Raw genomic sequence first — 12,785 nt, forward strand, 5'->3', positions numbered from 1 at the left:
CTACCACATGGCACAAAAACGCGGCGCTTCCCCGAAAAGTCGAAGCACCAACAGCAGGAAAGCACAAGCAGCTCCAAAACGAGCTGTAGCGTGGTGGCTATGGCTATTGGTCCCAGCGATGGTGGGGGCTTTTGTTTATTTTCTGGCGCAATTAGCGAATCTGTCAGCGACAAACGAGCCAGCAGCTCCCGTGACAAAACCTGCTCCGGTTGCGCCTAAACCTGCGCCTGCGCCACAACCTAAACCGGAACCTGCCAAGCCCAAACCGGCAGATACGCCACCCTCTAAGGAAAAGGATCAGTTTGAGTTTTACCAGATCTTGCAAGATAGCGAAGTCGATACTAGTCATGTGGATGCCTACCAGTCCACCCCCCGTGGCGAGCAAGACTTCTACTATATGATTCAGGCTGCGTCGTTCCGTTCTTCTGCAGACGCCGATCGCTTACGCGCACAGCTTATTCTGGCTGGATTAGACGCCAATATCCGCCAGACTACCGGCGACGACGGCCGCCCTTGGTATCGGGTGGTGGTTGGGCCATTTAACTCCCGCTCAGAAAAGAACCGCGCCCAGGACAAACTGGTGGCGATGGATATCCAATCCTACACTTACACCGTGAAAAAAGAGCAATAGCCCTCCCGCTACGGATCTTGGTCAGTAATTTGCCATGACCAAGATCCGTCGCCCAGTTGAAATATCTTCCCCAGCCCCCACCTAGCTAGCAAGACAGATTGGAGAAGAACCATGACTACAATACTCACCGTACGCAAAGACAATCAGGTTGTCGTTGGTGGCGACGGCCAAGTTTCCCTCGGCAATACGGTTATGAAGGGCAACGCCCGTAAAGTTCGCCGTCTTTACCGTGGCGAAGTCATCGCTGGCTTTGCTGGTGGCACCGCCGATGCCTTTACCCTATTTGAGCGTTTTGAAGGCCAGCTAGAAAAGCACCAAGGTCATCTAGTGCGTGCTGCAGTTGATCTCGCCAAAGATTGGCGCTCTGATAAGGCATTACGACGTCTTGAAGCTATGTTGATTGTGGCGAATAAAGACAGCACCTTGATCATCACTGGTACGGGTGACGTTGTGGAACCACAACACGGTGCGTTAGCAATTGGTTCTGGTGGTAACTTTGCCGAAGCAGCGGCCCGCGCCCTATTGGAAAACACCGACCTTAGCGCCCGTGATATTGTTGAAAAGAGCCTTAATATTGCCGCTGATATTTGTGTCTTCACAAACCACAGCTTGACGATTGAAACCATCAATATCGACCCTAAGCTTGAAGACCAAACCTGCTAACGAATTCATAGAGATAACACCATGAGCAATCTAACCCCTCGCGAAACCGTTAACGCCCTCGACCAGCATATTGTCGGTCAGCAAGAAGCTAAACGGGCGGTAGCCATCGCCCTACGTAACCGCTGGCGTCGTATGCAACTACCCGAGGAAATGCGCGCTGAGATTTCGCCTAAAAACATTCTGATGATCGGCCCCACCGGCGTCGGTAAAACGGAAATTGCCCGCCGCTTAGCCAAGCTCGCCAATGCGCCATTCATCAAGGTAGAAGCAACGAAATTTACCGAAGTGGGTTATGTTGGTCGTGATGTAGACTCGATCATCCGCGATCTAGTCGAAAGTGCCATCAAGATGTTCCGCGAACAAGCTACCGAAGCAATGAAACACAAGGCCGAAGATGCAGCGGAAGAACGTATTTTGGATGCGCTACTGCCCCCTGCCCGTGGTTTTGAAGAAGACTCTGCAAGTAACAGCACGCGCCAAGTCTTCCGCAAAAAGTTACGTGAAGGCCAGTTAGACGATAAAGAAATCGACATCGAAGTAGCGGATGCACCCATTGGCGTCGAGATCATGACGCCCCCTGGCATGGAAGAGATGACCAGCCAACTGCAAAGTCTGTTTTCTAATATGGGCTCTGAGCGCAAGAAAAAACGTAAGCTCAAAGTCAAAGAAGCGCTACGCCAACTGCGTGAAGAAGAGGCCGCCAAACTGGTTAACCAAGATGAGATCAAAGCCCGTGCTGTTCAGGCAGTGGAACAAAACGGCATCGTCTTTTTGGATGAGATCGACAAAGTAGCGAAAAGCAGCGAACGCTCTAGCGGCGACGTTTCCCGCGAAGGGGTACAGCGTGACCTACTGCCGCTTATCGAAGGCTGCACAGTGAACACCAAATACGGCATGATCAAAACAGACCATATTCTGTTTATCGCATCGGGTGCGTTCCACTTGTCTAAGCCGTCGGATCTGATTCCAGAACTGCAAGGCCGTTTGCCGATTCGGGTGGAGTTGAACGCGTTAACCGTGGACGATTTCAAGCGCATTTTGGTTGAGCCAAGCGCTTCTCTGATCAAGCAATACGCTGCGCTCGCGCAAACTGAAAATGTGGCCTTAAACTTTACCGATGAAGGCATTACCCGCATCGCCGAGATCGCTTACCAAGTGAACGAGCGTACGGAAAACATTGGTGCTCGTCGTTTGCATACGGTGTTAGAACGTTTGCTGGAGGAAGTTTCTTACTCTGCCAGTGACATGCCGGAAGGCCAGCAAGTGGATATCACCGCGGCCTATGTAGATGAGCAGCTCGGTGAGATTGCTCAAAACGAAGATCTTAGCCAATACATCCTGTAAGTGAGGACAATGCGCCATGGCGACCCCTACTAAAATTCATTATCACAAGCAGTCCCGTGAGTTGGAAATCGGGTTTGCCGATGGCGCTAATTACCGCCTAGGGGCGGAGTTTTTACGGGTTCATTCTCCTTCTGCGGAAGTGCGTGGACACGGTATGCAAATCCCCATCCTACAGGTAGGTAAACGTAACGTCGGTATTATGAATATCGAGCCTGCCGGTAACTATGCTTTAAAAATCAGCTTTGATGACGGTCATGATACCGGCCTCTACACTTGGGACTACCTTTACAATATTGGCAAAAACCATGATGAGTTATGGCAGATGTATCTCGATCGACTTGCCAAAGAAGGCAAGAGCCGCGACACTTCCGTCATTCAAATTCATCAGGTTTAGGATTTATCCATGTCTTCCCTTTCTCACGCGGCCATGGCCAGCATCGAAAAAGCCGTAAATTTTGCTCTGGCAAAAGATGCACCGTCTCAACGTCAGCTCAGCAAGCTAGCTGGGCAACAGCTGTATTTGGAAGTAGAAGACTTCAATTTGATCCTGCAAATCCATGTATTGGAAGAAGGTGTCCTGCTCACCTTGCTCGATAGCATGGACGGCATCGAACTTGATCCCAAACTAGACACCATGGTGAAAGGGCCAAGCAGTGCCTACCGTAAGCTACTGGAAGGCGACGGCTTCTTTGATGGTGATTTGCGTATCCAAGGCAACGCCCAAGCACTCATGACCTTACACAAGGTGATGGAAAGCTTTGAATTTGATTGGGAAGCCATCCTCGCTGACAAAATCGGTGATACCGCTGCGGCAGCACTGGCTCGCCTATTACGAGCTAAATGGAGCTTTGCCAAAGAAACCAGCACCGCCGCTCGCCTGCACCTAGTTTCCTACCTACAAAGCAACAGCGGCTTACTACCCAGCAAAGTCGAATACGATGCCTTTGTGGATGATTTAGAGCGCTTCAACCGCCAGCTAGATCGAGTTGAAGCGCGTTTGAGAAAGTTGGGCAACTAACCTTCGTTACCATTCCGCCCTGATATCTTGGGCGCTCCACCCGGCTCCAAGCATTAGGGTTAATCTGGCAAAGGCGGCCTCGTAGGTCATGTCTTTGCCGGAGATGACACCGGCTTTGATCAGCTCAGCCCCCGCCGCATAGGTGGTGGAGTTGACCGCACCGTTTTGACATTGGGTAATGTTGATCATCACCACCCCACGTCCAATGGCGCTTTTGATCAGGTCGACTAGGGCTTGGTTTTGGTCGGGGATATTGCCCGCACCATAGCTCAGTAAAATAGCACCTTTGACTTGCTCCCCGAGTAATCCCTGCCAATGGCTCGCCGTCACTCCAGGGAATACCGGCAATAGGGTTACCACGTCATTACGAATATGCCCTGGTATGGCTACCGGCAAACGTGCCTTGGGCGCTGGCAAATGGGTCTGCTGCCACAAGCCATTGTCTAACAGCTCTGCCCGTACCGGTTCGTTGACGGACATAAACGCCCGCCAGTCATTGGTATGGCATTTATGGGCCCGATCACCACTAATAAGTAGCCGATCAAAGAATAAATGAACGCCTGCAAAAGGATGGGTAGCGGCTTTTATCGCCCCCAGCAGATTCGACTGGGCATCAGACGGGGTTTGGCTAAATGGAATCTGTGAACCTGTGACCACAATCGGCTTGTGATGATGATTAAACCAAGTATGCAAGGCCGCTGCCGTATAGGCCATGGTATCCGTGCCATGCAAAATCACAAAACCCGTATAATGGTGCCAACTTTGCTCCAAAATGCGGGCAATGGCACACCAGTCACTTGGGGCAGCGTTAGAGGAATCAATCAGGTGTTCGCAACACAGCACATCGAATTGCTGGGCAGGGAGCTCGCGCGCCAACAGGGTTTGTAAAAAAGGTACTAGCTCGCGACTCGGCGCTAAACCTTGCTCGGTCGGCATCATCCCAATGGTGCCACCGGTGTATAGAATCAGTAATGACATAACAAGCTTTCCTAATGCAGCGTTTTAGCATACTGCTTACAGGGTAGCTTGCAAAGCTCGCTGTGATAACTTTTCTGCAAACTCTTCGGCAGTCATTGGCTTACCAAAGAAGTAACCTTGGATCGCATCACAGTCTTGTTTAGCGAGAAACTCGGTTTGTTGCTGGGTTTCTACCCCTTCGGCAACCACCTTCATTCCCAATCCTTTGGCCATGGCAATGGTTGCTGACACGATACATTCATCCGAATCACTAATACCGATGCCATCCACGAAAGAGCGGTCAACTTTCAAATAGTGGGCATCCAACTCTTTCAAATAACTAAGGGAACAATAGCCGGTGCCAAAATCGTCGATAGCAATGGTGATGTTCGATTCCCGTAGCCGCGCCAAGTTGTGCGCCAAAATACTGGAGTTCACCATTAACGCCGTTTCGGTAAACTCCACCGCCACGCAATGGGTTGGCAGCTCTAACTCAGCCATCATTTCCAATAGGTCATCGGCGACAAAGGAACTGGAAAGCTGCACCGAAGATACGTTAATCGCGACTTTACCAAAGTCCAGTCCCGCTTTCCGCCAGTCTTTCAGTTGCAGTAATACTTGACGAATGATCCAGCGCCCAAGCTCAATGATTTGCCCGCTTTCCTCGGCGATAGGGATAAAGTCCGCCGGAGACACCCAAGCACCGTGGTCGTTTTGCCAGCGCAGCAAGGCCTCAGCCCCAATAATGGCATGACTATAGGCGTCGACCTGAGGCTGATAACGCAAACTGAGTCCCCTATGCTCGCGAATAGCCACATCCAGCTCTTGCTGTAAGGCGACGCGATAACGCATGCGCTGGTCCATCGACTCATCAAAGTAACGGTACGTATTTTTCCCAGAATGTTTGGCCCGATACATAGCCATATCCGCCTGGCGTAGCAGGCTACTGGCATCAATTTCACCCATATTGGCAACGGCCACGCCCACACTACAGCTCACTGAGAACTTGGTATTCTTATACTCAAACGGCTTGGCGAGAATACTCACCACACTTTTCGCCAAGGTCGACATGACGCTATCGTGACTGAGGGGATGCACGAATAAGGCAAATTCATCACCGCCGAGTCGGGCTAAATAGGCTTCATCTGGCACCACTTTGGCCAATTTTTTCGCCGTGCGCTTGAGCAAGACATCACCCGCATCATGGCCGAGGGTATCGTTGATCTCCTTGAAACGATCCAAGTCGATAAACATCAAGCCAATTCTACCGCTGGAGAACTGACGCAAGCGCTCATTTAATTGATTTTCAAAAAAGCGTCGATTGGCAAGGCCGGTGAGATCATCATGCTGGGCAAGGAACATGGCTTGCTTTTCTGCTTCTTTGCGAGCGGTGATATCTTCATGCACGGCAATAAAGTATTCGATTTCCCCATGACTGTCGCGAATCGGGGTGATGGTTTGCTCGACGGAAATCAGATGCCCTAGCTTATGGCGGTTAACCAGTTCCCCACGCCAATTATGACCAACAGAAATAGTGCTCCATAGCTCTTGAAAGAAGGCCTTGTCATGGTGACCGGAATTTAAAAGGCGCGGCGTCTTGCCTTTAACCTGTTTAATGCTGTACCCCGTCAATCGGGTAAAGGCATCGTTGACCCACTGAATCTTACCTTTTGGATCCGTAATAATAATGGCATTGGCGGAGTTTCGTACTGCTTCACTAAGCAAGTGATTACTGCCTTGTACTTCTTCTCGCTTATGTTTGAGGATGGCAAACACGGTCACCATCAGCAACACTAAGCCAATCATCAAAGCAAAGATCCAGCGCAACATGCGCGCATCCTTGAGCCAGTCCGCTAGCGCAATGCTGTCATAGGACTTGAGCGTTACCACCAAGGGCAACATACTGCTGGCGCGATAACTTTCGATAAAACTACCGCGGTCATCGCTGCCACGATAGCTACCCCAAACCTGTTCCGATAACTGTTTGGCAATAGTGTCAGGCAGTTGCTCATCAACACCTAGAATGGTTTGCCCCGTCGCCAAATAGAGTGAGACTTCACGCTCGCCCGGTGCAACAGAATGGAGTAAGTCACGATAGTAATTAAGATTAATGGAGCCAACGACAAAGCCAACCACTTTCTCATTGACGAAAAATGGCACACAGGCTGGCCAGTAACTGGTCGCTGCAAGGGGAGCATCGTCACCCCAATAGCGCCCGTGGCGAGGGGGAAGTATAACAACGTCTGTAGGTGACAATTGACGATCGGTCGGTAAACATTCTCGGGAACTGTAGAGAGGTAAGATATTAATTTCACGGAGCTGAGGTAAACTCATCAGCATCTGCTCGATGATAATCTGATTATCCCTCGGGTTTTGCAAAGGGGCAGACGCCATACTGCGTAGACTACCGCTAATGGCCTGTAACGAGCGGGAAATAGAGTCTTCCATGGCATAAATGAGTGCTGCGTTGGTAGTGGACTGCTCATCCAAAGCCCGTTGCTCGCCCCTAGTAAGCACCTGATCCATCACAAATACCATGGCAGCCGAAAGCACGACCACTGACAAAATCAGTATCGGTTGGTGGCGGATAAAATTCCGTAGTGCAATTTGCAGTCCTTTCAGCACAACTACTCACAAAGCCAGAAAGTTAATTCGAATAAGCATAATTTATCGGTTATCGTGTCGTTATGCCTTGATATATGTCTTCTATGTATCAGTTAGTGTAAAGATTGTTTTCTTATGTAACTTTTTTCGTAACCACAAAAAAGCCCCCATCAGCGGCACCGATGGGGGCTTTTTTTAGACGCAGTAGCGGTTACATGCGTTCTAGGGTCTCAATACCTAACAAAGACAAGCCTTGTTGTAATGTAGCCGCTGTGGTTAGCGCCAATTGTAAACGGCTATTTTTCACCTCTGCTTCCGCATTCAGAATTGGGCAAGCTTCGTAGAAGCTCATGAAAATACCCGCCAAATCGTAGAGATAGGCACAAAGGAAGTGCGGCATACCGTCCGCCGCGACCTGCTCAATGGCTTCCGCGAACTGGCATAGTTTCACAGCTAGGGCGCGCTCTTGCTCCGCTTCCACCAGAATCGCGCCAGTTAGGGTTGCCACATCCACCTCCGCACGGCGTACGATACTCGCCACGCGGGAGTAAGCGTAGAGTAGGTAAGGCGCAGTGTTGCCCTCAAAGCTCAGCATATTGTCCCAGTTGAAGACGTAGTCGCTGGTGCGGTTCTTGGACAAGTCGGCATACTTCACCGAAGCAATACCCACCACTCGGCCGATATTGCGCTGCTCGGCTTCCGGCATATCTGGGTTTTTCTCTGCTACCAGTTGGAAGGCACGCTCTTGAGCTTCTTCCAACAAGGCCGACAGCTTCGCTACGCCACCAGAACGGGTTTTGAATGGTTTACCGTCACTGCCCATCACGGTGCCAAATGGCATATGAGTTAATTCGGTGGTCGGTGCAACAAAGCCCGCTTTACGGGCCAATGTAAACATTTGCTGGAAATGCAAAGATTGGCGAGCATCGACAAAATATAACACTCGGTTAGCACCGAGTACTCGCTGACGGTGGCGGATCGCCGCTAGATCCGTGGTAGCATAGAGAAAACCACCACCGGTTTTCTGTACAATGATTGGCGTGATTTCACCATCTTTGTTAGCAAATTCTTCTAAAAAGACACATTTCGCCCCCTGATCTTCGGTAATCAGGTTCTGCGCTTCCAAGTCAGATACCACACTTGGTAGATCATCGTTATAAGCACTTTCTGGCATTACGTCCTGACGCGCCAATGAAACCCCCAACATTTGGTAAGTTTCTTCACAGTGCTGGAGGGAGACTTCGATAAATTCATTCCAAAGTTTGATGCACAGCTCGTCGCCAGACTGTAATTCAACCACTAATTCACGGGCCCGTTGGCTGAAAGTCTCGTCTTCATCAAAGCACTTTTTCGCTTCCCGGTAGAAAGTTTCTAGGTCTGAAAGGGCCATACTAACTTGGGCGTCAGCGGCTCTTAAACGCTCCATATAAGCCAGCAACATGCCGAATTGCGTACCCCAATCGCCTACGTGGTTTTGACGAATGACCTTGTGACCCAAAAACTCTAGGGTACGTACCACCGCATCACCAATTACCGTGGAGCGTAAGTGACCGACGTGCATCTCTTTAGCAAGGTTCGGGCTGGAGTAATCCACCACCACGGTTTGTGCGGGTTCAGCTGGGGAGATATCCAAACGCTCTGACTGACGCAAGGTGCCTAACTGGGAACCAAGCCAGTCATTTTTCAGGAAGATATTGATAAACCCAGGGCCAGCGATTTCAACTTTGTCCGCCAGATCGGATAGATCTAACTGGGCCAATACGTTGGTGGCAAATTCGCGGGGATTAGAGCCGGCCTTTTTCGCCGCTCCCATTATGCCGTTAGCTTGATAATCACCGAACTGAACTTTGGCAGATTGACGCACAAGAGCAGGGGCATCGGCGTCTGCACCAGCAGCGACCATAGCCGCCTGAATACGTTGGTTGAGAAGTGTTTGAATATTCACAGGAAGCTCGTTTCAAAATAAACCAAACCTCTGACAAGAGCTTGCCAGAGGTTTGCAGAGTTAGTGGAAATTGGCGCTATGATAACCGATTTTCGCCCAGTTAGCGAAAGAACAGCTTGCAGGCTGGGTTGTCATTTTCATCTTGGTACGGGTAGCCCAACTCGTTCAAATAACGGGTCAAATCGGTTTCTTCACCCACCGCTTGCAAGCCCACTAGCACGCGGCCATAGGCATCCCCGTGATTGCGGTAATGGAACATGGAAATATTCCACTGTCCACCCAGGGTATTGAGGAATTTCAGCAAGGCACCAGGGCGTTCTGGGAACTCGAAGCTGTAAAGTAGCTCGCCTTTATCGCTCCGTAAATGACCACCGATCATATGACGCACATGTACCTTAGCGGTTTCATCGTCGGTCAGGTCGACAATCTCGTAGGCTTTTAAATCTTCCAGCAGCTCTTCACGGCTATGGGGACTTCCCCCTAACGCCACACCGACAAAGAGAACGGCTTCATGGGCATCGTTATAGCGATAGTTGAACTCGGTGATACTACGACCCACCAGCGCTTGGCAGAAGTCTTTGAAGCTACCGGGTTGCTCGGGGATTTTCACCGCGATAATGGCTTCACGTTTTTCACCCAGCTCCGCACGCTCGGAAACGTGGCGTAAACGGTCGAAATTCACGTTGGCGCCACTGTTGATGGCGATTAGACGTTGGCCTTGAGCCCCTTCCCGTTCAATGTATTTTTTCAGTCCGGCTAACGCACAAGCGCCAGCAGGCTCGGTGATCGAGCGAGTATCATCGTAAATGTCTTTGATCGCCGCACACATTTCGTCGGTGGTTACTGTAATCACTTCGTCCACCGTGTCTTTAGCAATATTGAAGGTATTTTCACCGATTTGTGCCACCGCAACCCCTTCAGCGAAGATACCAACCTGAGCCAAACGGGTTGGCTTACCCGCTTCCATGGCAACTTTTAAGCAGGCGGCATCCACAGGCTCCACGCCGATGACTTTGATTTCTGGGCGCAAGTATTTCACATAGGCTGCGATACCCGCGATCAGACCACCGCCGCCCACTGGCACGAAGATGGCGTCGATATTGCCTTCGATCTGGCGCAGAATCTCCACCCCGACAGTGCCCTGACCAGCGATGGTGTCTAAATCATCAAACGGGTGTACATAAACTTGACCCGTTTGCTTAACGATTTCTTGGGATTTGGCAAAGGCCGCATCAAAGGCATCCCCAGAGAGAATCACTTCTGCACCACGGGCGCGTACCGCGTTCACCTTCACATCAGGCGTAGTCGCTGGCATCACGATGGTGGCGCGAATGCCCAATTTTTGGGCGGCTAAGGCCACTCCTTGGGCATGGTTACCGGCAGAAGCGGCAATCACACCGCGATCTAGCTCTTCACGGCTCAACTGACAAATCTTGTTGTAGGCACCACGAATTTTGAAGGAAAACACCGGCTGTAGGTCTTCACGCTTCAATAAAATCTCATTCCCAAGGCGCTTAGAAAGTTGCGTCGCGGGGGAAATTGGGGTTTCTACTGCCACATCGTAAACACGAGCCTGTAGAATTTTTTTGATCATGGTGTGGGGCATTATCGGGTCCTAACAAGATGGTTGGTAACGTTCGCTCCGTCAGTGGCTATGAGTGCGCACCATTGCGCTAAAAAAGCGAGTCCGAAATATACCTTTTCACAGCAATGGGCGCAAAGCACCCACTGGGGTTAACGGTGATTTTTCGCGCTTTTTTGGCTAACAATCGCCCTTCCCCCCGTCTATAATGGGAACGCGCCCCAATTCGGGCCATATCCTAACGACACCATCACCAATCCATAGGTTAGTGACTTCCCATGACACAAGACGAATTAAAACAAGCAGTAGCTGAAGCCGCGGTGAACTACATCCTTCCTTTATTGGAAGAGGACACCATCGTTGGTGTGGGTACTGGCTCTACCGCCAATAAATTTATCGACGAATTGGCCAAGCATAAGCACCTGTTTGACGGCACAGTAGCAAGCTCTGAAGCGTCTGCCGAGCGCCTAAAAAGCCATGGCATCCCGGTATATGACTTAAATGGTGTCAGCTCAATCCGCGTTTACGTCGATGGTGCCGACGAAAGTAACGACCACCTTCACCTCATCAAAGGCGGTGGTGCGGCCTTGACCCGTGAAAAAATCGTCGCAGCGTGCAGTGAAGAGTTCGTTTGTATCGCCGACGAATCAAAATTGGTGAAGGTGCTGGGCGACTTCCCATTGCCTGTGGAAGTAATCCCAATGGCTCGCAGCCATGTTGCTCGTGAATTGGTCAAACTAGGCGGCGATCCGGTCTACCGAGAAGGCGTGGTCACCGACAACGGCAACCACATTCTGGATGTGTACAACATGCAGATCCTTGACCCGGTGAAATTGGAAAGCCAAATCAATGAAATCGTCGGTGTGGTTACCAACGGTTTGTTTGCCGCGCGTCCTGCGAATGTATTGCTACTCGGCACCCAAGATGGGGTTAAAACTCTGAAAGCCTAACTTGAAAGGTGAGAAAGTTCGCTTCGAGTAGCCAAAAGCCGCTGTTAAAACCAGCGGCTTTTTCGCATTAGCCAGTACTGCCCAATCCCCATCACCACTAGCACCGCGCAAAACCACCAAAAGGCATCGCCATTTTCCGTGCCCGGCAAGCCTCCCACATTGATACCAAATAATCCGGTCAAAAAACCTAGCGGCATAAAGATGCCCGACAAAATGGATAGCACATACATGCACGCATTCATTTTCTCGGCCTGATGGTTGGTAAATTCTTCCTGTAGGTAGAGGCAGCGTTCCCGGAGCGACTCCAAGGCTTCCACATAGCGGGTGATATCGTTGCCGGACTCCCCGATTTGTGCGGCTTGCTCTTTGGTTAGCCAGCCTTGCATCTCGCTAGCTAAACGCATGATGGCATCCCGCTGGGGCACCACGAAACGGCGTAAGCGTACGGTTTGTAGGCGGTAATCCACTAAGGTAGCGCGCAACTGGGACTCAACCCGCTCGCTCATGCGTTCTTCTAGGTCACTCAAACTTTCTTCTAACACGGCAATCACATTGGCCATACGGTCAGTCAGCGTTTGTGTGAGCGTGGTAAGCAGCTCGGCGATGGTGGTCGCCCCTTCCCCCTGCTCTAAAAGCTGAACTTGATCCGCCACCGAAAGCAGACGTCTACGACGGGTGGAAATCATCACATGGGGGGTAATCCACAACCGCAACGACACCATATCGGAGGGGTCAGACCCCGGGTTCAAATTCACTCCCCGTAGGGTAAGCAGGATACCATTGCCCATTTTCACCGCACGGGGGCGCGTTTCTTCGGCAAACAGGGCATCGACCACGGACTCAGGCACGTCGGGCACGGTGGCTAACCACGCCGGGGCGGCCTCGTCATTACAATCCAAATGCAACCAATGTCCGCCACTGGCAGGCAATTTTTGTGGCAGTTGCTGGTGGCGCTTGGCACTACCAAGCCCATCCAACTCCAAATAATGCAGTACAAAATCCTGTTCCATCTCTCTCTCCGATCAGGCTGGGAAATGAATTATTTCGCTTAATCGCGCGACTTTGGCTGACTCCCATGCAAAGGGGTGGCA

General features: G+C 50.9%; 11 protein-coding genes. 6 read left to right on the forward strand and 5 right to left on the reverse strand.

The genetic code is table 11. From position 1 onward, the window contains the following. The first annotated feature begins 7 nt into the window (after positions 1 to 7). The 5 genes from FJM67_RS05875 (at position 8) to FJM67_RS05895 (ending at position 3,656) form a co-directional block, all read left to right on the forward strand. A complete protein-coding gene (locus FJM67_RS05875; protein ID WP_140587791.1) occupies positions 8 to 631 on the forward strand; it encodes an SPOR domain-containing protein in 624 nt (207 codons plus the stop codon). A gap of 111 nt (positions 632 to 742) precedes the next feature. Further along, on the forward strand, positions 743 to 1,294 hold the full coding sequence (gene hslV / locus FJM67_RS05880; RefSeq protein WP_140587793.1) for an ATP-dependent protease subunit HslV: 552 nt from the start codon (positions 743 to 745) through the stop codon (positions 1,292 to 1,294). 21 nt (positions 1,295 to 1,315) lie between these two features. Continuing rightward, positions 1,316 to 2,638, forward strand: a complete 1,323-nt coding sequence (gene hslU, locus FJM67_RS05885; RefSeq protein WP_140587795.1) for an HslU--HslV peptidase ATPase subunit — start codon at positions 1,316 to 1,318, stop codon at positions 2,636 to 2,638. A gap of 16 nt (positions 2,639 to 2,654) precedes the next feature. Then, positions 2,655 to 3,032: a gamma-butyrobetaine hydroxylase-like domain-containing protein gene (locus tag FJM67_RS05890; RefSeq protein WP_140587797.1), complete on the forward strand. Its 378-nt coding sequence runs from the start codon at positions 2,655 to 2,657 to the stop codon at positions 3,030 to 3,032. A 9-nt stretch (positions 3,033 to 3,041) separates the two neighbouring features. After that, complete coding sequence (locus tag FJM67_RS05895) at positions 3,042 to 3,656, forward strand: ubiquinone biosynthesis accessory factor UbiJ (RefSeq protein ID WP_140587799.1); 615 nt, start codon at positions 3,042 to 3,044, stop codon at positions 3,654 to 3,656. Between the two features lie 6 nt (positions 3,657 to 3,662). On the opposite strand, the gene FJM67_RS05900 is transcribed toward FJM67_RS05895, so the two are convergent. The 4 genes from FJM67_RS05900 to ilvA form a co-directional block, all read right to left on the reverse strand. Then, positions 3,663 to 4,634 (reverse strand): asparaginase, encoded by a 972-nt coding sequence (locus FJM67_RS05900; RefSeq protein WP_140587801.1) that lies wholly within the window; start codon positions 4,632 to 4,634, stop codon positions 3,663 to 3,665. A 36-nt stretch (positions 4,635 to 4,670) separates the two neighbouring features. Then, a complete protein-coding gene (locus FJM67_RS05905; protein WP_140587803.1) occupies positions 4,671 to 7,238 on the reverse strand; it encodes a putative bifunctional diguanylate cyclase/phosphodiesterase in 2,568 nt (855 codons plus the stop codon). 190 nt (positions 7,239 to 7,428) lie between these two features. After that, positions 7,429 to 9,162: an arginine--tRNA ligase gene (gene argS / locus FJM67_RS05910; protein ID WP_140587805.1), complete on the reverse strand. Its 1,734-nt coding sequence runs from the start codon at positions 9,160 to 9,162 to the stop codon at positions 7,429 to 7,431. A gap of 100 nt (positions 9,163 to 9,262) precedes the next feature. Beyond that, complete coding sequence (ilvA, locus tag FJM67_RS05915) at positions 9,263 to 10,768, reverse strand: threonine ammonia-lyase, biosynthetic (protein ID WP_140587807.1); 1,506 nt, start codon at positions 10,766 to 10,768, stop codon at positions 9,263 to 9,265. A gap of 254 nt (positions 10,769 to 11,022) precedes the next feature. Here ilvA and rpiA point away from each other — a divergent pair, with 254 nt between their 5' ends. Further along, a complete protein-coding gene (rpiA, locus tag FJM67_RS05920; protein WP_140587809.1) occupies positions 11,023 to 11,694 on the forward strand; it encodes a ribose-5-phosphate isomerase RpiA in 672 nt (223 codons plus the stop codon). A gap of 44 nt (positions 11,695 to 11,738) precedes the next feature. On the opposite strand, the gene FJM67_RS05925 is transcribed toward rpiA, so the two are convergent. Next, positions 11,739 to 12,704, reverse strand: a complete 966-nt coding sequence (locus FJM67_RS05925; RefSeq protein ID WP_140587811.1) for a zinc transporter ZntB — start codon at positions 12,702 to 12,704, stop codon at positions 11,739 to 11,741. Positions 12,705 to 12,785: the final 81 nt, after the last annotated feature.

This window comes from Maribrevibacterium harenarium (assembly GCF_006385675.1).
Taxonomy (GTDB): domain Bacteria; phylum Pseudomonadota; class Gammaproteobacteria; order Pseudomonadales; family Marinomonadaceae; genus Marinomonas; species Marinomonas harenarium.